Origin of the sequence: Saccharopolyspora shandongensis (assembly GCF_900106995.1) — a bacterium.
In the GTDB taxonomy this organism is placed as follows: domain Bacteria; phylum Actinomycetota; class Actinomycetes; order Mycobacteriales; family Pseudonocardiaceae; genus Saccharopolyspora; species Saccharopolyspora shandongensis.
In genome coordinates, this window is record NZ_FNOK01000006.1 from 146,860 (window position 1) to 168,864 (window position 22,005).

At 72.7% G+C, this 22,005-nt stretch carries 21 protein-coding genes; 12 read left to right on the forward strand and 9 right to left on the reverse strand.

Annotated features, from left to right (window positions below; all coding sequences use genetic code 11):
* Window positions 1–7 precede the first annotated feature (7 nt).
* The gene (locus BLW84_RS08795) at window positions 8–1,777 is read right to left on the reverse strand and encodes an SDR family oxidoreductase (protein ID WP_177226366.1); all 1,770 of its coding nucleotides are present in this window, start codon (window positions 1,775–1,777) and stop codon (window positions 8–10) included.
* A gap of 214 nt (window positions 1,778–1,991) precedes the next feature.
* Between BLW84_RS08795 and selA the strand changes: the two genes are divergently transcribed.
* The 3 genes from selA (at window position 1,992) to ku (ending at window position 6,118) form a co-directional block, all read left to right on the forward strand.
* Window positions 1,992–3,281, forward strand: coding sequence for an L-seryl-tRNA(Sec) selenium transferase (selA, locus tag BLW84_RS08800; protein WP_093263440.1), 1,290 nt, complete (start codon window positions 1,992–1,994; stop codon window positions 3,279–3,281).
* Complete coding sequence (gene selB / locus BLW84_RS08805; RefSeq protein WP_093263442.1) at window positions 3,281–5,074, forward strand: selenocysteine-specific translation elongation factor; 1,794 nt, start codon at window positions 3,281–3,283, stop codon at window positions 5,072–5,074. Before selA ends, selB begins: the two co-directional genes overlap by 1 nt.
* A gap of 81 nt (window positions 5,075–5,155) precedes the next feature.
* A complete protein-coding gene (ku, locus tag BLW84_RS08810) occupies window positions 5,156–6,118 on the forward strand; it encodes a non-homologous end joining protein Ku (RefSeq protein WP_093263747.1) in 963 nt (320 codons plus the stop codon).
* 52 nt (window positions 6,119–6,170) lie between these two features.
* Here the strand turns inward: ku and paaE are convergent, their stop codons facing one another.
* From paaE to paaZ, 6 genes are read right to left on the reverse strand one after another with little or no spacing between them, the layout of a single operon-like run.
* On the reverse strand, window positions 6,171–7,289 hold the full coding sequence (paaE, locus tag BLW84_RS08815) for a 1,2-phenylacetyl-CoA epoxidase subunit PaaE (RefSeq protein WP_093263445.1): 1,119 nt from the start codon (window positions 7,287–7,289) through the stop codon (window positions 6,171–6,173).
* 1 nt (window position 7,290) lies between these two features.
* Window positions 7,291–7,809: a 1,2-phenylacetyl-CoA epoxidase subunit PaaD gene (gene paaD / locus BLW84_RS08820; RefSeq protein WP_093263447.1), complete on the reverse strand. Its 519-nt coding sequence runs from the start codon at window positions 7,807–7,809 to the stop codon at window positions 7,291–7,293.
* A complete protein-coding gene (gene paaC, locus BLW84_RS08825) occupies window positions 7,803–8,693 on the reverse strand; it encodes a 1,2-phenylacetyl-CoA epoxidase subunit PaaC (RefSeq protein ID WP_093263450.1) in 891 nt (296 codons plus the stop codon). Before paaC ends, paaD begins: the two co-directional genes overlap by 7 nt.
* A 10-nt stretch (window positions 8,694–8,703) precedes the next feature.
* Entirely contained in the window at window positions 8,704–9,015 is a 312-nt protein-coding gene (gene paaB / locus BLW84_RS08830; RefSeq protein WP_093263452.1) for a 1,2-phenylacetyl-CoA epoxidase subunit PaaB, read from the reverse strand.
* Window positions 9,012–9,977: a 1,2-phenylacetyl-CoA epoxidase subunit PaaA gene (paaA, locus tag BLW84_RS08835; protein ID WP_093263455.1), complete on the reverse strand. Its 966-nt coding sequence runs from the start codon at window positions 9,975–9,977 to the stop codon at window positions 9,012–9,014. The genes paaB and paaA overlap by 4 nt, the downstream gene beginning before the upstream one ends.
* Window positions 9,974–12,022 (reverse strand): phenylacetic acid degradation bifunctional protein PaaZ, encoded by a 2,049-nt coding sequence (gene paaZ / locus BLW84_RS08840; protein WP_093263458.1) that lies wholly within the window; start codon window positions 12,020–12,022, stop codon window positions 9,974–9,976. Before paaZ ends, paaA begins: the two co-directional genes overlap by 4 nt.
* Window positions 12,023–12,267: 245 nt before the next feature.
* Here paaZ and paaI point away from each other — a divergent pair, with 245 nt between their 5' ends.
* The 6 genes from paaI to BLW84_RS08870 all read left to right on the forward strand — a co-directional run bounded on the left by paaI (window position 12,268) and on the right by BLW84_RS08870 (window position 17,323).
* Window positions 12,268–12,669, forward strand: coding sequence for a hydroxyphenylacetyl-CoA thioesterase PaaI (paaI, locus tag BLW84_RS08845; protein WP_093263750.1), 402 nt, complete (start codon window positions 12,268–12,270; stop codon window positions 12,667–12,669).
* Window positions 12,666–14,009, forward strand: coding sequence for a phenylacetate--CoA ligase PaaK (gene paaK, locus BLW84_RS08850; RefSeq protein WP_093263460.1), 1,344 nt, complete (start codon window positions 12,666–12,668; stop codon window positions 14,007–14,009). The genes paaI and paaK overlap by 4 nt, the downstream gene beginning before the upstream one ends.
* A gap of 13 nt (window positions 14,010–14,022) precedes the next feature.
* The gene (locus BLW84_RS08855; RefSeq protein WP_093263463.1) at window positions 14,023–14,670 is read left to right on the forward strand and encodes a TetR/AcrR family transcriptional regulator; all 648 of its coding nucleotides are present in this window, start codon (window positions 14,023–14,025) and stop codon (window positions 14,668–14,670) included.
* Window positions 14,671–15,144: 474 nt separating this feature from the next.
* A complete protein-coding gene (locus BLW84_RS08860; protein WP_093263466.1) occupies window positions 15,145–15,822 on the forward strand; it encodes a hypothetical protein in 678 nt (225 codons plus the stop codon).
* 84 nt (window positions 15,823–15,906) lie between these two features.
* Window positions 15,907–16,869: a phytoene/squalene synthase family protein gene (locus BLW84_RS08865; RefSeq protein WP_093263469.1), complete on the forward strand. Its 963-nt coding sequence runs from the start codon at window positions 15,907–15,909 to the stop codon at window positions 16,867–16,869.
* Window positions 16,870–17,002: 133 nt separating this feature from the next.
* Window positions 17,003–17,323 carry a hypothetical protein gene (locus tag BLW84_RS08870; protein ID WP_093263471.1) on the forward strand — a complete coding sequence of 107 codons (321 nt, stop codon included), beginning with the start codon at window positions 17,003–17,005 and terminating at the stop codon, window positions 17,321–17,323.
* Window positions 17,324–17,344: 21 nt separating this feature from the next.
* On the opposite strand, the gene BLW84_RS08875 is transcribed toward BLW84_RS08870, so the two are convergent.
* Window positions 17,345–18,511, reverse strand: a complete 1,167-nt coding sequence (locus BLW84_RS08875) for a S8 family serine peptidase (RefSeq protein ID WP_093263473.1) — start codon at window positions 18,509–18,511, stop codon at window positions 17,345–17,347.
* Between the two features lie 260 nt (window positions 18,512–18,771).
* Between BLW84_RS08875 and BLW84_RS08880 the strand changes: the two genes are divergently transcribed.
* Both BLW84_RS08880 and BLW84_RS08885 read left to right on the forward strand, forming a co-directional pair.
* Window positions 18,772–19,605, forward strand: a complete 834-nt coding sequence (locus tag BLW84_RS08880) for an SDR family NAD(P)-dependent oxidoreductase (RefSeq protein WP_093263475.1) — start codon at window positions 18,772–18,774, stop codon at window positions 19,603–19,605.
* A gap of 38 nt (window positions 19,606–19,643) precedes the next feature.
* Complete coding sequence (locus BLW84_RS08885) at window positions 19,644–20,078, forward strand: universal stress protein (RefSeq protein ID WP_093263478.1); 435 nt, start codon at window positions 19,644–19,646, stop codon at window positions 20,076–20,078.
* Between the two features lie 39 nt (window positions 20,079–20,117).
* On the opposite strand, the gene BLW84_RS08890 is transcribed toward BLW84_RS08885, so the two are convergent.
* Window positions 20,118–20,882: an IclR family transcriptional regulator gene (locus BLW84_RS08890; RefSeq protein ID WP_093263480.1), complete on the reverse strand. Its 765-nt coding sequence runs from the start codon at window positions 20,880–20,882 to the stop codon at window positions 20,118–20,120.
* A gap of 156 nt (window positions 20,883–21,038) precedes the next feature.
* Between BLW84_RS08890 and BLW84_RS08895 the strand changes: the two genes are divergently transcribed.
* Window positions 21,039–21,965 carry a U32 family peptidase gene (locus BLW84_RS08895; RefSeq protein ID WP_093263483.1) on the forward strand — a complete coding sequence of 309 codons (927 nt, stop codon included), beginning with the start codon at window positions 21,039–21,041 and terminating at the stop codon, window positions 21,963–21,965.
* Window positions 21,966–22,005 lie beyond the last annotated feature (40 nt).

Sequence of the window (22,005 nt, forward strand, 5' to 3'; positions counted from 1 at the left end):
CCTCGGATCAGCGGGGTGTCAGGTCGGCCCGGGCCGCCGCGCGCAGCAGCCCGGGGGTCAGGCGGGACAGCACCAGGCCGACCTTGGCTTCGGCGGTGATCGGCGCGACCGCGGCGTCGCGCCGGACCGCGCGCAGGATCTCCGCGGCGGCGCGCTCGGGCGTGAAGTTCCGCCGCTGGTAGAGCTGCTTGGCCGCGCGGCGGCGCCGGTCCTGCTCGGCGTCGGCGACGCCGACGAACCGGGTGCTGCCGGTGATCCCGGTGTTGATCAGCCCGGGGCAGATCGCGGTCACCTTGATCCCGTCGGCGGCCAGCTCGGCGCGCAGGCACTCGCTGAGCGCCAGCACCGCGGCCTTCGTGGTGCTGTAGGCCGGGAGCAGCTTCGACGGCAGGTACGCGGCGGCGGAGGCGACGTTGACGATCCGCCCGCCCTCGCCGCGGTCGATCATCTGCCCGGCGAACAGCCGGCAGCCGTGGATGACGCCCCACAGGTTGATGTCGATGACGCGTTCCCAGTCCGCCACCTCGGTGTCCACGAAGGACCCGGCGACGCCGATGCCCGCGTTGTTCACCACCACGTCCGGGGTGCCGAGTTCGGCGTGCACGTGCTCGGCGAAGCGCTCCATGCCCGCCTGGTCGGACACGTCGACGCGGTAGGGCGTGGCGCCCGCGCCGGTGCGCGCGACCAGCTCCGCGGTGGCCTTGGCGGCGCCCTCGTCGATGTCGGCGGCGACCACGTGCGCGCCCTGCGCGGCGAAGGCCAGCGCCGTCGCCCGGCCGATCCCGCCGCCCGCGCCGGTGATCACCACCAGCCGGTCCTGGAAGTGGTGCCGCCCCGGGCGGATCCGGGCGGCCCGCAGGGCTCGCGGCTCCGCGCCGCCTTCGACGTGGTCGACGAGTTCCGCGGCGCACCGCGCGACGAGTTCGGGCCGGCTCCGCGGCAGCCAGTGGCCGCCCGGCAGCCGACGCACCCGCAGGTTCGGCACCCACGGCGCGATCCCGGTCTGCAGCGGCGACGACACGAACGGATCGCCACCGGGCGCGAGGACCTGCACCGGGATCTCGGTGCGGCGCTCCCCCGGTTTGCCCAGCCGGGACCGCATGTTCGCCCGGTACAGCTGCAAGCCGTGCAGGCCGTCGGACAGCGCGGGGCGCGTCGGGTTCGCCGCCGTGCGGGGATCGAGCCGCTCCAGTGCACCGATCAGCTTGGGCAGCGCCTCGGTCCGCCAGGCCAGCTCGGGCAGGACCGGGAGCTGGAAGAAGCCGATGTAGCCGGAGAAGATCAGCTGCGTGACCAGGTCGCGCAGCCCGCGCGGCGTGGGCCGGTGCAGCTTGGCCCGCATCCAGCGGCCCACGTGGTCCAGGCAGGGCCCGGAGATCGACGTGAACGAGGCGAACCGGTGGGCCAGCCGCGGATCGGTGACCGCATGCCAGGCCTGGACCGAGCCCCAGTCGTGGGCCAGCAGGTGCACCGGCCGGTCCGGGCTCACCGCGTCGGCGACGCGGCGCAGGTCGTCGGCGAGCCGGTCCAGCAGGTAGGCGTCGGTGCCGCGGGGCTTGTCGGACTCCCCCGCCCCGCGCACGTCGTAGGTGACCACCCGGTACCGCCCGGACAGCGCCGCCACCGCGCCGTCCCAGATCGAGCGGTCGTCGGGGTAGCCGTGCACCGCGAGCAGCGTCGGGGCGGCCGGGTCGCCGTGCTCCCGCACGGCCAACCGCAGCCCATCGCCGGTGTCGATCCACCTGCCGGAATCCGCTTCGCGCGGCGTGCGAGCCATACCCCGCAGCGTACATATCTTGTCAACAGCCATTGTCACAGTCGACTTGTTCCGGCGCCTGGCCGACGGGTTCGCCGGACACCGCGGACCGTTCTGCCGAGGCCGTTCGAGATCTGGTGGCGCGAGGTGCCTTCGGAGTGGCGAACGGACCGTTCGCCCCGCACCGGCCGGCGAAGGCGCACCATTTCCCGGGCCGGGCCCTATAGTCCGGGGCATGGCCGATCCGCGGCAGCTGGTGCCGGGCACCGACCGGGTGCTGGCCGATCCCGAGGTGGCCGCCGCGGCTGGGCGGCTGGGTCACCGGCTGGTCAAGCACGCGGTGCACGCGGCGCAGGAACGGGCTCGCGCCGGCGAGATCTCGCCGGGCCGGATCGTCGCGGAAACCCTTGCCGCACTACCGGAATCCGCGTCGAGCATCCGGCCGGTGCTCAACGCGACCGGCGTCCTGCTGCACACCAACCTCGGCCGCGCGCCGCTGTCGGACGCGGCGATCCACGCCCTGCACCAGGCTGCCGGGACCACGAACGTCGAACTCGACCTGCACACCGGCCGGCGCGGCCCGCGCGGCGCGGCCGCCGTCGCCGCGCTGCTGGCCGCCGTGCCGCGCGCCGAAGCCGCGCACGTGGTCAACAACGGCGCCGCAGCGCTCGTCCTGGCGGCGACCGCGCTGGCGCAGGACCGCGAAATCGTGCTGGCGCGCGGCGAAATGGTCGAGATCGGCGACGGGTTCCGCATCCCCGAACTGCTCACCGCCACCGGCGCCCGGCTGCGCGAGGTCGGCACCACCAACCGGGTCCGGCTCGACGACTACCGGTCGGCGCTCGGGCCGGACACCGGCTTCGTCCTCAAGGTGCACCCGTCGAACTTCGTGATCACCGGTTTCACCTCGTCCGTGCCGGTGGCCGCACTGCGCGAGCTCGGGGTGCCCGTGGTCGCCGACATCGGGTCGGGCTTGCTGCACCCGCATCCCGCCCTGCCCCGCGAACCCGATGCGACCACGGCGCTTTCCGACGGGGCGGATCTGGTCATCGCCAGCGGCGACAAGCTCCTGGGCGGGCCGCAGGCCGGGCTGTTGCTGGGCGGGGCCGAGATCGTGCACCGCCTCCGGCGGCATCCGCTGGCGCGTGCGCTGCGCGTCGACAAGCTCACCCTCGCCGCGCTGGAGGCCACCTTGCGTGGACCGAGCACGCCGACGGCGCAGCGGCTCCGCCAAGACCGAGCCGACCTGTTGCGCCGCGCCGAACGGCTCGCGGATCTGCTGACCGCCGCAGGTATCCCGGCCTCGGCCCGGCGCAGCGAGGCGACCGTCGGCGGCGGCGGAGCCCCTGACGTCGCGCTGCCCAGCGCGGCCGTCGCGCTCCCCGATCGCTTCGCGAAACTCCTGCGCGAAGGACGCCCGCCCGTCCTCGCCCGCATCGAACGCGACCGCTGCCTGCTCGACCTGGCCGCGCTGGCCCCCGAGCACGACGAACTGCTGCATCGCGCGGTGCTGGCGGTGGCCTGATGCACGTCATCGCCACCGCGGGGCACGTGGACCACGGCAAGTCCACGCTGATCCGCGCGCTGACCGGGATGGAGCCGGATCGGTGGGCGGAGGAGCGCCGCCGGGGCCTGACGGTCGACCTCGGGTTCGCGTGGACCCCGCTGCCGGACGGCTGCACCGCCGCGTTCGTCGACGTGCCCGGCCACGAGCGGTTCGTGCCGAACATGCTGGCCGGGATCGGCCCGGTGCCCGCGGTGCTGTTCGTCGTCGCCGCCGACGAGGGCTGGATGCCGCAGTCCGGCGAGCACCTGGACGCCCTGGCCGCCCTCGGCGTCCGGCACGGCCTGCTCGCCGTCACCCGCTGCGACCTGGCCGATCCCGGCCCCGCCACCGAGCAGGCCCGCGAACGGCTCCGCGGCACGTCGCTCGCTGGCATCCCGGTCGTGCACGTCAGCGGCCGCACCGGTGCCGGCCTGGGCGAACTGCGCCTGCGGCTCGACCAGCTCATCCACCGGCTGCCGCCGCCGGACCGGGCGGCCGATGTGCGGCTGTGGGTGGATCGCGCGTTCACCATTCGCGGCGCAGGCACCGTCGTGACCGGAACGCTCGCGGCGGGCAGTCTCCGCAAAGGTGCCCGCCTGCTCTTGCATCCCGCCGGCGTGGAGGCGTCGATCCGCGGCCTGCAGGCGCTGGGCACGCCGGAACCGCAGGTCGATGCCGTCGCCAGGGTGGCGGTCAACCTTCGCGGCGTCGAGCTCGGCCAGGTGCGGCGCGGCGACGCGCTGCTGGCTCCGGACCGCTGGCTGACCACCGATGTGCTCGACGTCCGGATCGACCCGGCGACCGCCGCGGGCACCGCCCGCGAGCTGGTGCTGCACATCGGCGCGGCGGCGGTCGGGGCGCGGGTCCGGCCGCTCGGCCCTGACACCGCGCGCCTGACGCTGCGCGCCCGGCTGCCGCTGCGCATCGGTGACCGCGCGCTGCTCCGGGATCCGGGAAGCCGGAGCATCTGCGGTGGCGTGGTGGTTCTCGACGTCCGCCCACCGCGGTTGACCAGGCGCGGTGCCGCCCGCGAGCGAGCCGACGAGCTCGCCGCGATGGACGGACAGCCCGACGGCGCGGCCGAGCTGCGGCGCCGCCGCCTGGTCCGCGCCGACGACCTGCGCGCGATGGGCGCCACCCCGCCCGGGTCTGGGCCCTGGCTGCTGGACGAGAAGCACGGCGACGAGCTCGCCGGCCGCCTCGACGACCTGCTGGCGCGGCACCACGAGACGCACCCGCTGGACGACGGCATGCCCACCGAAGCCGCCCGCCGCGCCCTGGACCTGCCCGATCCGGACCTGTTGCCCCCGATCGCCCGAGCAGCCGGGATCACGCTGCGCGAAGGGCGGCTGCACAAGGGGCGGAGCCGGTTGCCCGAGCACGTGCAGCGCGCGGTGGAGACGATCCGGCGCACGCTCGTCGACCACCCGTTCCAAGCCCCGACCGCCGGCGAGCTCTCCGAACTGGGCCTCGGCGAGAAGGAACTCGCCGCGGCCGCGCACGCAGGCGCACTGCTGCGCCTGGCTCCCGGCCTGGTGCTCCTGCCGGACGCCGACGAGGCCGCCGTGCCACGGCTGGCGCGGCTGCCCGAGCCGTTCACGCTCAGCCAGGCCAAGCAGGCCCTGGACACCTCGCGCCGCGTTGCGGTTCCCTTGCTGGAACTGCTTGCTCGCCGCGGCCGGACGCAACGGCTGGCCGACGGCACCCATCGCGTTGTTTCCCCACCCCGGGCACCGGGAAATACCGGAGGCAACCCGACGCCACGGCGATGAGCAGGACTTCTGCGATCTTGCGTCCCTCACCGCATGGTGAACACCGGCGGCGCTCGGGCGCCGGGGCGATGGGAGGCAACCATGCCGCGGAAGATCTGGACCGGCTCCATCAACTTCGGCCTCGTCACCATCCCGGTCGGGCTCTACGCCGCGACCGAGGACCACACCGTCCAGTTCCACCAGTACGAGCGCGGGACCGCCGACCGGATCCGCTACAAGCGCGTCAACGAACGCACCGGCGAGGAAGTCGGCTTCAACGACATCGTCAAGGGCCGCGAGTTCGACGGCGGGGTCATCACCGTGGAGCAGTCCGAACTCGACGAGATCGCCCCCGGCCGCTCCCGCACCATCGACATCACCACGTTCGTCGACCTCACCGAGATCGACCCGGTGCACTTCCAGAAGACCTACTGGCTGGCCCCCAACAGCAAGGAGCACTACCGGCCCTACAACCTGCTGCGCCGGGCGATGCACGAGACCAGCCAGGCCGGGATCGCGACCTTCGTGCTGCGCGGCAAGCAGTACCTCACCGCGGTGCGCGCCGACGACACCGTGCTGGCGCTGAACACCCTCTTCTTCGCCGACGAGGTCCGCGATCCGGGCGAGCTGATCGGCGACGAGGACGAGCAGGCGAAGCCGTCGGAGAAGGAACTGCAGATGGCGACCACGATCATCGAGTCGATGAGCGGGCCGTGGGAACCGGAGCAGTACGAGGACACCTACACCGCGAAGGTCGAGGAGCTGCTGGCGGAGAAGGCGCACGGCGGCGAGGTGACGGCGGCGGAGGAGCCGCCGAAGCCGACGGACGTCATCGACCTCACCGAGGCGTTGCGGCGCAGCGTCGACGAGGCCCGCAAGGGCCGCAAGCCCGCGCGGGCCGAGGAGGACCTGTCGGAGCTGAGCAAGGCCGAGCTCGACGACCGGGCGAAGCAGCTAAGCATCAAGGGCCGCTCCAAGATGAAGCGCGCCGAGCTCGAAGAGGCGGTGGCCGCCGCCGCGAAACCCACCGGCACCGAAGGGCGTCGTCCCCGCAAGGCCTCCTGACCACAGTGGACACACAGGCGAGGAGATCCGCCTGGCCCTGCAGGACTAGCCGTCAGGCGTCGAAGTCGACCGTGACCTCGTCGGTGGTCGGCAGCGACTGGCAGGTGAGGACGAAGCCCTCCGCGACCTCGGATTCCTCCAGGGCGAAGTTGCGGCGCATCCGGACCTCCCCACAGGTGACCTTCGCCCGGCAGGTGCCGCAGACGCCGCCCTTGCACGCGAACGGCAGATCGGGGCGGATCCGCTGGGCCGCGTCCAGGACAGGGACGTCGCGGGGCAGCGACATCGGCGTCGACCTGCCGTCGAGCACCACCGTGACCTCGCTGGTCGGGCCCTCGGCCACCGGCTCCTCGTGGCGCGCCGGCTCCGGCGGCACGTCCTCGACGTAGAACAGCTCCTGGTGGATCCGCGCGGTGGCGACGCCGCATTCGCGCAGCACGTCCTGGGCGTCGCTGACCATGCCGTACGGCCCGCACAGCCACCACTGGTCCACCGACTCGGCATCGACCACTGTGGACAGCAGCGCCCGGATCTTCGCCGCGTCCAGCCGGCCGGTGAACAGCTCCGACTCACGCGGCTCCCGCGAGAGCACGTGCACCAGCTCCAGCCGCGCCGGGTAGCGGTCCTTCAGGTCGGCGAGCTCGTCGGCGAACATCACCGTGTCGCTGCGCCGGTTCCCGTAGAGCAGCGTCACGGTCGCGTCCGTCTCGCGCAGCACCGACGCGGCGATGGACAGCACGGGCGTGATGCCCGAGCCGGCGGCGACGCATACGTGCCGTTCGTGCGCGGTCAGGTCCGGGCTGAAGGCGCCGACCGGCGGGAGCACCTCGATCTCGTCGCCGGGCCGCACCTCCTGCACCAGCCAGCTGGAGAACAGCCCGCCCGGCACGTGGCGCACGCCGATCCGCGGCGCCGCGCCGTGCGGGGCGCAGATCGAGTACGACCGGCGCTCCTCGCGGCCGTCCACCCGGCGGCGCAGCGTCAGCGACTGGCCCGGCCGGAAGGCGAACTCCTCGGCGAGCTCCGGCGGAACGTCGAAGCCGACCGCGACCGCGTCCTCGCACAGCCGCTCCACGTGGCTGACCCGCAGCGGGTGGAAGGTCGTGCGACGGCGGCCGGGCCGCTCGGTGGCGGCCGGGGCGGGCGCGTCGACGGGGGCGGGACGGACCACGTCAGATCTCCTTGATGTGCTCGAAGGGCTCGCGGCACGAGCGGCACCGGCGCAGCGCCTTGCACGCCGTCGCGCCGAACTGCGAGACCTGCTCGGTGTCCGGCGAACCGCACTGCGGGCAGCGGACCTGGGCGCGCGGCGCCGTCAGCGTCAGCGGCACCGGGCCGGGCGAGCGCTGCGGGGCGGCGCCCGGTGGGGCGATGCCGTAGTCGGCCAGCTTCCGCCGGCCGGCCGGGCTGATCCAGTCGGTGGTCCACGGCGGGTCCAGCACGGTGCGCACCTCGACGTCGGCGAAGCCGGCTTCGCGCAGCCGGCCGCTGAGGTCCGCGCGCATTTCGCGCATCGCCGGGCAGCCGGAGTAGGTGGGCGTGATCGACACGACCACCGTGCCGTCCCCGGTCATCTCGACGTCGCGCAGGACACCGAGGTCGGCCAGCGTCAGCACCGGCAGCTCCGGGTCGGTGACCGACTCCGCGACCGTGCGGGCGTGCCGGAGGTCCGGCTTCGTGCTCGTCACCACGTCGCCTCCGGGTGCGCTCGGGCCAGGCTCTGCAGCTCGGCCAGCAGGAAGCCCAGGTGCTCGGTGTGGACGCCGTCGCGGCCGGTCCGCCCGGCCACCCCGGCCAGCGCCGACGCGTCGGGGTGCCGGAGGGTGGCCGCGGTGATGACCTGGTCCAGGACGTCGTCGAACTCGGCGCGCACCTGCGCCGGATCGGTGCCGACTCCGGCCGCGACCATCTCCCGGTCGGTCGCGTTCGGTGCGAAGAGCTCGTCGACCAGCGGCCACACCGCGTCGAGCCCCTGCTGCATCCGCGCGTGCGACACCTCGGTTCCGTCACCGAGCCGGATCGCCCACTGCGCCGCGTACTCGCGGTGGTAGGCCAGCTCCTTGACGCCCTTGGCCGCGATCGCCGCCAGCACCGGGTCGCGGGACTCGGCGAGCCGGGCGAACAGCGCCAGCCGCCACGTCGCGAACACCAGCAGCCGGGCGATGGTCTGCGCGAAGTCGCCGTTCGGCGGCTCGACCAGCCGCACGTTGCGGAACTCCCGCTCGTCGCGGAAGTACGCCAGCTCGTCCTCGTCGCGCCCGCTGCCGTCGGCCTGCCCGGCGCGGGACAGCAGCAGCCGCGCCTGGCCCAGCAGGTCGAGCGCGATGTTGGCCAGCGCCAGCTCGTCCTCCAGCTCCGGCGCGCGGGTGACCCACTCGGTCAGCCGCTGCGAGGCGATCAGCGCGTCGTCGCCGAGCATCAGGCAGTACCGGGCGAACGCGGCGCCGTCGACGCCCTCCGGCAGCGTGGTGTCCACTCCGGACAACGGATCGTCGAAGCCGGTGCCGAAGGCCCAGCGGGACTCGCCCTCCGGCTCCGCCGCGGTCAGCGCCTCGTAGGCGTTGTCGAACGACATCAGGCCGACCTCACATGTGCGGGACGTTGTCGGGAATGCGGTAGAACGTGGGGTGCCGGTACACCTTGTCGCCGCTGGGCGCGAAGAACGGGTCCTTCTCGTCCGGGCTGGACGCGGTGATCGCGTCCGCCCGCACCACCCAGATGCTCACGCCCTCGTTGCGGCGCGTGTAGAGGTTGCGCGCGTTGTGCAGCGCCATCTCCTCGTCCGCGGCGTGCAGCGAGCCCACGTGCACGTGGTTCAAACCCCGCTTGCCGCGGACGAAGACCTCGAACAGCGGCCACGCGGACCGCGGCGCACCGGTCTCGGCGTCCGAACTCATCGCGCGACCTCCTCGCGTGCGGCCTGCTTGGCGGCGTGGGTGGCTGCCGCGTCGCGCACCCACTGCCCCTCCTCGTGCGCGGCACGGCGCCGGACCAGCCGCTCCTCGTTGCACGGCCCGTGCCCGGCGATCACCCGCTTGAGCTCGGACCAGTCCGGCTCACCGAAGTCGTAGTGCCCGCGCTCCTCGTTCCAGCGCAGCGCCGGATCGGGCAGCGTGACGCCCAGCGCCTCCGCCTGCGGCACGGACATGTCCACGAACTTCTGCCGCAGCTCGTCGTTGGTGTGCCGCTTGATCCGCCACACCATGGACTGCCGGGTGTTGGGCGAGTCGGCGTCCGGCGGGCCGAACATCATCAGCGACGGCCACCACCAGCGGTTCGTGGCGTCCTGCACCATCTCCCGCTGCTCGTCGGTGCCGCGCATCATCGTCATCAGCAGCTCGTAGCCCTGCCGCTGGTGGAACGACTCCTCCTTGCAGATCCGCACCATCGCCCGCGCGTAGGGACCGAAGGAGCTGCGGCACAGCGGCACCTGGTTGCAGATCGCCGCCCCGTCGACCAGCCATCCGATGACGCCGATGTCGGCGAAGGTCAGCGTCGGGTAGTTGAAGATCGACGAGTACTTCTGCCGGCGGCCGATGAGTTTCTCGGTCAGCTCCGAGCGGTCCACGCCGAGCGTCTCGGCCGCCGAGTACAGGTAGAGCCCGTGCCCGGCCTCGTCCTGCACCTTCGCCAGCAGGATCGCCTTGCGCCGCAGGCTCGGCGCCCTGGTCAGCCAGTTGCCCTCCGGCTGCATGCCGATGATCTCGGAGTGCGCGTGCTGGGCGATCTGGCGCACCAGGGTCTTGCGGTAGCCCTCTGGCATCCAGTCCCGCGGCTCGATGCGCTGGTCGTGCGCGATCCGCTCGTCGAAGTGCTGCTGCAGCTCGGCGTCGCCGAGCCGGTCCACCGTGCTGGTCATGATGCCCCCTGCTCCCCCGGCCGCTTCGCGACCAGCGTCAGCACGTCGTACTTGGCCACCGAGGCGCCGTCCTGGTTGGTCACGTCCACGTCCCAGCGGACCTCGCCGTGCTCGGCGCCGACCCGCGGCGTGATCTGCTTCGCGGTCATCGTCACGGTGATCTCGTCGCCCGGGTAGGTCGGCGTGAGGAACCGGAGGTTCTCCAGCCCGTAGTTGGCCAGCACCGGCCCCGGGTCCGGGTCCACGAACAGCCCGGCGGCGAAGGACACCACGAGGTAGCCGTGCGCGACCCGGCCATCGAAGAACGGGTTGGCCTTCGCCGCCTCCTCGTCGGTGTGCGCATAGAAGGTGTCGCCGGTGAACTCGGCGAAGTGCTCGACGTCCTGCAGCGTCACGGTGCGCGGCCCGGCGACCACCGTGTCGCCGATGCGCAGCTCGTCGAGGTGCTTGCGGAACGGGTGCTGCTTGGTGGTGTTGCGCGGAGTTCCGGGCACCCACTGCCCGGTGATCGCGGTCAGCGTCGCCGGATCGGCCTGCACCGCGGTGCGCTGCATGTGGTGCAGCACGCCGCGAACGCCGCCCATCTCCTCGCCGCCGCCGGCCCGGCCCGGCCCACCGTGAACCAACGCGGGCAGCGGCGAGCCGTGCCCGGTGTTCTCCGCTGCGTTCTCCCGGTTCAGCACGAGCATCCGGCCGTGTCGCGACGCCGCGCCCAGCACCACCTCGCGGGCGAACTCCGCGTCGGCGGTCACGACGGATCCGACGAGGCTGCCCAGGCCGCGCCGCGCCAGCTCCACGGCCTGCGCCGTCGTCTCGTACGGCAGCACGGTGCTCACCGGGCCGAACGCCTCCACCTCGTGCGGCTGCGGCTGGTCCGGGTCGTCGCAGCGGACCAGCAGCGGCGGCAGGAACGCGCCGCGCTCCGGGTCGGCGTCGACGACCTCGACGCGCTCGGGGTCGCCGTGCACCAGGGTGCCGGCCTCCAGCAGCGCCTTGAGCGAGCGGCGGACCTCCTCCCGCTGCTCCAGGCTCGCCAGCGCGCCCATCCGCACGTCCGGCGAGGCGGGGTTGCCGACGACGACCTTTTCCAGCCGCGCCTTGGCGGCCGCCACCACGTCGTCGATCCGGTTCGCCGGCACCAGCGCCCGCCGGATCGCGGTGCACTTCTGCCCGGCCTTCACCGTCATCTCGGTGACCAGCTGCTTGACGAACAGGTCGAACTCCGCGGTGCCGGGCTCGGCGTCCGGGCCCAGGATCGAGCAGTTCAGCGAGTCGGCCTCGACGTTGAACCGCACCGAGTTCGCCGCCACCACCGGGTGGGCGCGCAACCGCTGCCCGGTCGCGGCCGAACCGGTGAACGACACCAGGTCCTGGTCGGTGAGGTGCTCGAACAGGTCGCCGACGCTGCCGCAGATCAGCTGCAGCGAGCCCTCGGGCAGGAGGCCGGAGCCGATCATCAGCTCCACCAGCCGGTGCGTGAGGTACGCGGTCTGGCTCGCCGGCTTGATCAGGCTGGGCACCCCGGCCAGGAACGCGGGCGCGAACTTCTCCAGCGGCCCCCACACCGGGAAGTTGAACGCGTTGATCTGCACCGCGACGCCCTGCAGCGGCGTGCAGACGTGCTGCCCGACGAACGTGCCGCCCTTGCTCAGCGGCTCGACCGCGCCGTCGACGTAGACGGTGCTGTTGGGCATCTCCCGGCGGCCCTTGCTGGAGTAGCCGAAGAGCACCCCGATGCCGCCGTCGATGTCGAACTTGGAGTCGCCGAGCGTAGCCCCGGTGCGGGCCGACAGCGCGTACAGCTCCTCGCGGTGCTCGCGCAGGTGCGACGCGAGGCTCTTCAGCAGCGCCGCGCGCTGGTGGAACGTCAGCTCGGCCAGCGCCGGGCCGCCGCTGCCGCGCCCGTGTGCCAGCACCGCGGCCATGTCGATCCCCGCCGAGGAGACCCGCGCGACCTCCTCGCCGGTCACCGCATCGCGCAACGGCACCCCGTTGTCCGCTGGCTCGTGCCAGGCACCGTTGACGTAGCTCCGCAGGGCAGCCATGCGGCCCGACCTCCTCCGGCTGGTTCTTTAACTGACCGTTCGTTCGAAAAAGTACCACCGGGGAGCGGCGGCGCACACCACCCGATGCAGCTAAATTCTGCTTTACCGAGCCAGAAACGCCCGACCGACGGCAAGCCTTGACAGCGTCCGGCTGCGCAGTATTAATTACCGACTATTCGTTCGGTTACGAGGCGGTGAACCCAGTGCAGGAGCCCGGCGCGACGACGCGCAACCCGGCCCAGGCCATGTTCGACGACGACCGCGCCTCGCAGGCGCTCGGCATCGAGCTCGTCGAGACCGGCGGCGGATTCGCCCTGGCCCGGATGCGGATCACCGACGCCATGGTCAACGGCCACGGCATCGCGCACGGCGGCTACATCTTCCTGCTGGCCGACACGACCTTCGCCTGCGCCTGCAACAGCCACGGCCCGACGACCGTGGCGGCGCGCGCGGACATCACCTTCATGCGCCCGGCCCGCGCCGGCGACCTGCTGGTCGCCCGCGCCGAGGAGCGGACCCGGTTCGGCCGCAGCGGGATCTACGACGTGTCGGTGCACCGCGGCGACGAGCCGATCGCCGAATTCCGGGGCCACAGCCGGACGCTGAACGGCTCGCCCGAGAACCAGCCCGAGGGAGCCAAGCCATGACCGCGACAACGGGCGCCCCGCGCCGGCTCGGAGCCGCGCCGGATCCGGCCGATCTCGACCCCGCCGAGCGGTACTCCGCCGACGAGCTCGCCGCGGTGCAGCTGGAGCGCCTGCAGCACACCCTGCGCCACGCCTACGAGAACGTGCCGCTGTACCGCACCAAGTTCGACGCGGCGGGCGTCCGCCCGGACGACTGCCGGAGCCTGGCCGACCTGGCGAAGTTCCCGCACACCACCAAGCAGGACCTGCGCGAGAACTACCCGTTCGGCATGTTCGCCGTGCCGGTGGAGCAGGTCCGCAGGCTGCACGCCTCCAGCGGCACCACCGGCAACCCGACCGTCGTCGGCTACACCGAGCGGGACCTGGACGTCTGGGCCGACGTGGTGGCTCGCTCCATCCGCGCCGCCGGCGGGCGGCCGGGCCACAAGGTGCACGTCGCCTACGGGTACGGCCTGTTCACCGGCGGGCTCGGCGCGCACTACGGGGCCGAGCGACTCGGCTGCACCGTGATCCCGGCCTCCGGCGGGATGACCGCCCGGCAGGTGCAGATCATCCAGGACTTCAAGCCCGAGATCATCATGGTCACCCCGTCCTACCTGCTCACCCTCGTCGACGAGTTCGAGCGCCAGGGCATCGACCCGCGCAGCACGTCGCTGCAGATCGGCATCTTCGGCGCCGAGCCGTGGACCGAGCAGATGCGGCAGGAGATCGAGGAGCGGCTGGACATCGACGCGGTCGACATCTACGGGCTGTCCGAGGTGATGGGGCCCGGCGTGGCCAACGAGTGCGTGGAGACCAAGGACGGGCTGCACATCTGGGAGGACCACTTCTACCCCGAGGTGATCGACCCGTTCACCGAGGAGGTGCTGCCCGACGGCGTCGAGGGCGAGCTGGTGTTCACCTCGCTGACGAAGGAGGCCATGCCGGTCATCCGCTACCGCACCCGGGACCTCACACGGCTGCTGCCCGGCACGGCCCGGCCGATGCGCCGGATGGCGAAGGTGACCGGCCGCAGCGACGACATGATCATCCTGCGCGGCGTCAACGTCTACCCCACCCAGATCGAGGAGCTGGTGCTGCGCACGCCGGGGCTGTCGCCGCACTTCCAGCTGGTGCTCGCCCGCAAGGGCCGGATGGACGAGATGGCGGTGCGCGTCGAAGCACGCACCGACTGCCCCGCGGACCGCCGCGAAACCGCCGCCGCCGAGCTGGTCCGCGCGATCAAGGACGGCGTCGGCGTCAGCACCGAGGTCGCCGTGGTGGATCCGGACACGCTGGAGCGCTCGGTGGGCAAGCTGCGCCGCGTGGTGGACCGCCGCGAACCCCGCTCGGCCGGCTGAAATACTGCGAACCATGTCGGGGAACGCTGGTCGCGCGAATCGCCGAGGTCGGCCGGGCTACGACCTCGGCAGGCTCCTGGACGTCTCCGTCCGGGTGTTCAACGAGCGCGGCTACGAGGGCACCAGCATGGAGGACCTCTCCCAGCGGCTGGGCATCACCAAGTCGGCGATCTACTACCACGTGTCCAGCAAGGACGAGCTGCTGCGGCTGAGCGTCAACCGGGCCCTGGACGCCCTGTTCGCGGTCACCGAGGAAGCGGCGTCGACCACCGGCAAGGCCATCGACCGGCTCGAACACGTGGTCCGGCGCAGCATCGAGGTGCTGGTCGACGAGCTGCCGTTCGTCACGCTGCTGCTGCGGGTGCGGGGCAACACCAGGGTCGAGCGGCAGGCGCTGGCCCGGCGCCGCGAGTTCGACCAGGTGGTCAGCGAGCTGGTCCGGCAGGCCGAGGCGGAGGGCAGCATCCGCCCGGACGTCGACCCGGCGCTGACCAGCCGCCTGCTGTTCGGCATGGTCAACTCGATCATCGAGTGGTACCGGCCCAGCCGCGGCCTGCGGGCCGCGCAGGTCGCCGACGCGGTGACCAAGATCGCCTTCGACGGGCTGCGCACCGCCGCCGACGACCGCGCGCCGGAGGAACCCGGAACACGTGCGAAATAAATTCCAGTTCTTGGCGTCATGATGATCTCGCCCACGGGTCTCGATCCCGTGGGCGATCTGGAGCGCCCGCCGCGCGCGCGGAACGCAGAGGGGATTTCGTGCGCGCGACCGGCCGTCGGTCGCGCCTTGGATGTGTGTCGCGACCGGCGGTCCCCCGAGTCACTCCCGTCACATTCGCCGCAACGGCGCGATTCCCGGCCGCGTTGAACACAGTGGACAGTCACGCGGCGGCGCCGAAATCCCCAGCTTGTGGGTGACGAAAGACCCCTGCGATCACGGCCCCACTCCGCTTACGCTGCTGCGATGTGGCCGCCCGGGACCCGCGGCCGCACGGCGGATCCGCTGAAACTGGGGACAGCGGCACCACAAATCCGGAACCGGCTGCGCGCCGGTGCGTTCTGCAGTCTTCGGCAGGACCCGGGTCCGCCCTCCCTCGTCGCCCTGCAATCTGGACGAGCATTCTGGAGGCCAACCGTGTCCAGGCTTGAGTCGATTGCTCGCGCCTTCCTCCGATACCTGTACGAGGACGACCGCTTCCGGCCCGAGATCGCGGACTTCTTCAACAGCCCGGCGGCCGTGGCGGCCGCGCTGCAGCCGTCGTGGGCGGAGCTCGCCGACGTCGTGCAGACGCTGCGCGAGCACGAGCTGATCGCCACCAGCGGCACCGGGTGGCAGGGCGCGCCCGCCCGGGCCGGGCTGACCGGCTCCGGGCTGATCTGCGCGGGCAGGCACGGCGGCGACATCGGCTCGTGGGCCAGGGCGCAGTCGGTCGCGGTGCTCGACGAACGCCCGGCGGATCCCGTGGTGCCCGCCCAGCCGACGCCCGCACCGCCGGCGCGCCTGGACTTCACCGGGCTGGCCCGGGTGGCCAAGGTCGTGCTGCTGGCGCTGCCCACGGTGCACGCGCGCTACGGCGACACCGTCGAGATCGAACTCATCGCCCGGCGGCTGTGCGAGGCCGTGCGGCAGGACCGGCCGGATCCGCGCCGGGTGCGGCTGCTCGCCTTCCGGCTGCGCAGCGAACTGGCCTCCGGCTCGGTCGCGAACACCCTGGGCGTGGTCCTGCTCGACGGCCTCGACGAGGCGCTCGCCGAGAGCGGCCTCGGCGGAATCCCGCGGGGCGAGCGCAGCGGGCCGGCCGAACCGTCCTAAGAGGACTCCGACGGTAGTGACCGGGTTCACCGCGGATGCCCACCGTGCGTACTCTCGCGCACTCCGTGTGCTGAGATTCCCGGTATGGACACGGGCACCTGGCCGCGAGTGGCGGCGCGCCGCGAGCTCGACGCCGCGGGCGTCCGGCCGCAGCTGCGCCCCGCCTACCAGCGGTGCCGGATGCTCAACGCCGCCCACGGGCGCACCTACTTCCTCGCGACCCGGCTGCTGGCGCCGCAGCAACGGCCTTCGGTGCACGCGCTCTACGGCTTCGCGCGGTGGGTGGACGACATCGTCGACGACACCGATCGGCGGCGGACCGTGGCGGACCGGCAGCAGGCGCTGGACCGGCTGGACGGCGAGCTGCGCGCGGGCCTGCGCGCCGGGTCCAGCGACGACCCGATCCTGGCCGCGCTCATCGACACCGTCACCCGGCACGGCATCGACCCGGCGCTGTTCACCGACTTCATGGCCTCGATGCGGATGGACCTGACCGTCCGCGCCTACCCGACGCGGGCCGCGCTGGACGCCTACATCCACGGCTCGGCGGCGGTGATCGGCCTGCAGCTGCTCCCGGTGCTCGGCACGGTCGGCCCAGCAGGCGAGGCCGAACCCTACGCCGCGGCGCTGGGCGGCGCTTTCCAGCTCACCAACTTCCTGCGCGACGTCGGCGAGGACCTCGACCGCGGCCGGGTCTACCTGCCGATGGAGGAGCTCGCCGTGTTCGGCGTCGACCGGGACCGGCTGGCCTGGTGCCGGGAATCGGGCCGCCCGGACCGCCCGGTGCGCCGGGCGCTGGCCGACCAGGTCGCGCGTACCCGCTCGAAGTACCGCGCCGCGGAGCCTGGCATCGCGCTGCTCGCGCCCTGGTCCCGGCCGTGCGTGCGCACCGCTTTCACGCTGTACGGCGAGATCCTGGATCGCATCGTGGAATCCGGGTACGACGTGTTCCGGCGGCGGCTCGCGGTTTCCGGCCCGCGCCGCCTGGAAGTCGCCGCCGGAGCGCTCGGCTCCGTCGTCGCCGCGCGCCTCCGCCGCCACGTGTGACCGGCGCCCGCACCGGGTACGCAAAGCACGTCGAAGTCGTGCGGAGGCGAGCTGACGAAGTCGGAGCTGGAGCGGGCGCTGCAGCGGAGCTGACCCGGGCGGGACGAACGGGTGTTCGTGGGGGGCAAACCAGATGGAGAGCGACACGCCGTCGCGCTGGCAGGACGTCGGCACGACAGGCGAAGTGATCTCGCAGGCCGGCCGGGAACTGGAGAAAGCCGCCCGCGAGGGCCGGGCGCCGGGCGGAACAGCCGCGGCCCGCGAAGCGCTGCTGGCCGTCACCGCGGCGGGCGCCCGGCTGGCCCGGCAGCTCGACATGCTGGCCGCCGCCTACGAGGCGCCGAACTCCGCCGAGCCGTCCGAGCTGAACGTCGCGCTCGACCAGGCCGCGGCCGCCGCGGAGGACCTCGGCAACTGCGCGAAGGTCGCCGCGCAGGCCATCGTCGACGAATGACCGCGCGGCGACCTCCGGCCGTTACGGCGCCTGGACCACGCCCGCACCGATGTCGGTCGATGCGAGCGGCAGCCGGCGGGCGGTCTGCGACAGCCGCGCCCACAGGCCCCACGCCCGCTCCGCGTGCTGCTGCGCGTACAGCGCCGCGATACCCGCGACGTGCGGCGTGGCCATGCTGGTGCCGCTGAGCTTCCGGTAGCGCTCCGCTCCCGGCCAGCTCGAGTAGACGTCCACGCCGGGCCCGACCAGGTCGACCTGCCCGATCTCGTCGACCGTGCCGCTGGAGAAGTCCGCGATCTGCAGCTGCGAATCGATCGCGCCGACAGCGAGGATGGACGGGCAGTTGGCCGGGTGGCCGACCGGCGCGATCTTCCCGGTCGAGCGCTCGCTCTCGTTGCCGGCCGCGGCGATGATCAACGTGCCGCGTTCCATCGCTCGCTGCGCGACCCGCTCGAAGGCCGCGGAGAACGCCTCGCCGGGCTGCGTCGGCGCGCCGAGCGACATCGACACCACCGCGGCACCGTTGGAGATCGCCCACTCGATGCCGGAGAGGATGCCGCTGTCGCTGCCCGAACCGTCGTCGCCGAGCACCTTGCCCGCGTAGATGCTGGCCTCGGACGCGATGCCGTAGCCGGGCCCGGCCTGCGAGGCGCGCGGCCCGCAGGAGGTGCCGATCACGTGCGTGCCGTGCCCGTGGCCGTCCTGCACGTCCTGGCCCTCCACGAACGAGCCCGTGACGATGTCCCGGCCGGCGAAGTCCGGGTGCTTGAGGTCCAGGCCGGTGTCGAGCACGGCGACCCGCACGCCCTTGCCGGTGGGCTGCGCGCGGTCGGCGCGCACGGTCTGCAGTCCCCAGGTGAATTCGCCGTCCGCGACGGCCGGTTCCGCGCCGATGGCGAACACCCGGCGCTCGGGTTCGAACGCCGCGATCGGGCCGGTCTCCCGGGCCGCGCTCGTCAGGGCCGCCGCCTGCTCCGCGTCGGCGCTGACCAACGCGATGCCGAGCTGATGCAGCACGATCCCGCCCGCGCCGCGGAAGAGCTCGCCTGGCGCCGCGCCCGCCGCGTCGGCCGTGTTGGCGCAGCGAATGCCCGTCAGCCGCGTCAGTTCGCGAGTTCCGATGATCGTCGAGTTGTCTTCCAGCAGCACCAGATAGCGTCCGGTGGAGCTCTCCTCGTTGGTGGTCATGGCCGCTCCCTCGGCGAGTTCCGGATGCGGCAAAACGCCACACCGTCCCCAGGTGTATCGCGCGTTACGTACAGTGACAAGCACCCACTCGGGTAAGGACCGCACTATCCGTACCGTCGGTCTCGGCGTCCTCAGTGAATGGCTTGCGACACAACACTTTCGCGTTACCCCCGCCGGGGATCTCCGGCACGCGCAGATGACATTTCCCGGCGCGCGTCCGCACACTGGTCGTAATCACCGCCGACAGTTCGGAGCGAGCCGTGCGCGATCCCAGCCAGCGTTGCATCTTGGTCACCGGCGCGACCGGCGGGCTCGGCCGGGCCCTGGCCCACCGGCTCGCCGAGACCGGCTCGCGGGTCCTGATCCACGGGCGCAGCGCGGAGCGCGCCGAAGCGGTGCGCGCGGAGATCGCGGCGGCCACCGGCTCGCACCGCCTCGGCGTGCTGGTCGCCGACCTCGCCGACCTCCACCAGGTCGAACGGCTGGCCAACGACGTCCGGCTGCGCTGCGACCGGCTGGACGTGCTGGTGAACAACGCGGGCGTCGGCTCCGGTCCGCCGGAGAGCGTCCGGGAGGAGAGCGCGGACGGCGTCGAGCTGCGGTTCGCGGTGAACTACCTGGCCGGATACCACCTGACGCGGCTGCTGCAGTCGCTGCTGATCTTCTCGGCGCCGTCCCGGGTGGTCAACGTCGCCTCGGCCGGGCAGCACCCGATCGACTTCGACGACCCCATGCTGGTCCGCAATTACCTCGGCTACCGGGCGTACGCGCAGAGCAAGCTCGCGCAGATCATGTTCACCTTCGACCTGGCCGAGCGCCTGCGCGGCACCGGCGTCACGGTCAACGCGCTGCACCCGGCGACCTACATGAACACCGCGATGGTCCGCGAGGCCGGGGTGAGCCCGGTGGCCACGGTGGCCGAGGGCGTCGCAGCGACGATGCGACTGGTCGCGGATCCGGGACTGGACGAGGTCACCGGGGAGTACTTCCATGGAACCCGCGCCTGCCGCGCGCTCGAACAGGCCTACGACGGGCAGGCCAGGGCGCGGCTGCGGAAACTGTCCGACGAGCTCGTCGAGCAGACCGGCGGCTGAGCCCACCACAGCGGATCGCGGAACCGGAGGCCAGCGCCATGAACAGCGGAACCCAGCACCGGATCGTCGTCGGGGTCGACGGCTCGGATTCGTCCAAGTGCGCCTTACGGTGGGCGCTGCACCAGGCAGCGCTTTCCGGGGCCGCAGTGCACGCGATCACCTCGTGGGAGTTCCCGGCCTTCTACAGCTGGGAAGGCGGCCCGATGCCGCCGGACGACTTCGAGGAGGCCGCGCGCAAGAGCCTGGCGGACACCGTCGACGAGATCGAGCACGAGGTCAGCCCGGCCGTTCCGGTGCAGCGCGAGCTCACCCACGGGCACGCGGCGCAGACGCTGCTCGACGCTTCCGAAGGCGCCGACCTGCTGGTGGTCGGCAGCCGCGGCCACGGCAGCTTCTACGGCGCGCTGCTCGGGTCGGTGAGCCAGCGCTGCGCCCAGCACGCCAAGTGCCCGGTCGTGATCGTCCGGCACTGACGGACGACCCGGTGGATCGCGGCCTTCCCGGCCGCGGGATCAGGAACCGGTGTGGCCCAGGCGTTCGGAGAGGGCCGACGCGCCTTCCGCGACGAGCTCGCGCAGCGCCGCCTCGGTCTCGTCGTTCCAGCGCAGGATCGGCGCCGAGATGCTCATCGCGGCCACCACCGCGCCGGACTGGTCGCGCACCGGCGCGGCGACGCAGGCCACCGACTCGTTGGACTCGCAGTACTCCCCCGCCACGCCGCTCTCGGCGATGGCGTCGAGTTCCTGGCGCAGCGCCTTGCGGGTGGTGATGCTGTGCTCGGTCATCGCCTCCAGGCGGCGGCTGCCGTAGAGCTCGTCGACCTCGGCGCGCGGCAGCGCCGCCAGCAGCGCCTTGCCGAGCGCGGTGCAGTGCGCGGGTAGCCGCCGGCCCACGGCCGAGACCATCCGGACCGGGTGGCTGCTGTCGACCTTGGCCACGTACAGCACGTCCGTGCCGTCGCGCACCCCGACGTGCACCGTTTCCTGGCAGCGCTCGGCGATCTCCTCCGCGACGAGCTGGCCCTCGCGGGCGAGGTCCAGGCGCTCGGCGTAGGCGGCGCCGAGCTGGAAGCCGCGCACGCCCAGCCGGAACCGGTTGCTGCCGCGACCGGCGGGCATCAGGTAGCCGCGCTCGCTGAGCGTGCCGACCAGCTCGTGCACCGTGGTCCGCGGCAGGCCCAGCTGCGCGGTGATCTCCGGCGCGCTCAGCTCGTGGGCGTCCAGGAACAGCTCCAGGACGTCGAAGGCCCGTTCCACGGCAGGTACCGCTCGTGCCACGCGTACTTCCCCCTGTCGGAACTCCTCGGCCCGTTGACCGATATTTCGAACATCGTATCCGATATCGACCACGGCGGACCCGGGGTGCTTGACCACCCGCTCCGGCCGACCATACGATTTGGCGAACATTGTTCGACATTTCGGACGGAGCTACCGGTGCGCCAGACACGTGAATTCCTGCGGTCCCAGGGACTGCCCACCGACGACTCCCCCGCCACCAGCACCAAGCGGTTCCCGGACGGCGCGCAGTACCGGGTGGAGATCCCCAGCACCGAAGGCCCCGAGGTGCTCGACGCGGTGCTCGCCGAGGCGGACGCTCGGCACGTGCCGGTGCACCGCATCTCCCAGGGCAGCGGCGGCATGCTGCTCACCGACGACGAGCTGCGCACGATGGCCGCCACAGCCGCCGGGCGATCGGTGGAGCTGAGCCTGTTCGCCCGGCCGGTCGCCGGGTGGGACACCAGCCCGATGGCCACCGCCCCGGCCGGCGGACCGGTTGCCGCCCAGGCGCGCGGCACCGAGCAGCTGGTACACGTGCTGGAGGACATCCGCCGCACCGCCGACGCGGGCATCCGCAGCGTGCTGATCACCGACCTCGGCGTGCTCAAGGTGGCCGCGACGATGCGCGCGGCCGGCGACCTGCCGCCGGACCTGCAGTTCAAGATCAGCGTCCAGATGGGACTGGCGAACCCCGCCTCGGTGCGCATCGCCGAGGACCTGGGCGCCGACACCTACAACGTGCCGACCGATCTCAGCATCGGGCAGCTGGCCGCCATCCGCGCCGCCACCGACCTGCCGCTGGACGTCTACGTCGAGGCGCCCGACGACATGGGCGGCTTCGTCCGGCACTTCGAGATCGCCGAGATCGTGCGCGTCGCGGCCCCGGTGCACGTCAAGTTCGGGCTGCGCAACGCGCCGAACATCTACCCCAGCGGCACCCACCTGACGCCGACGGCGGTCGCGCTCGGCCGGGAGCGGGTGCGCCGCGCGCAGATCGGCCTGGACCTGCTGCGCCGCTACGCCCCGGACGCCGAAGGCTCGCAGCTGCCCGCCCCCGGACTGGCGGTGCCGGTAGCCGGATAGTCCACTTCGGACCGCAGGCGGGCGTTGACGGGGTTGCGCG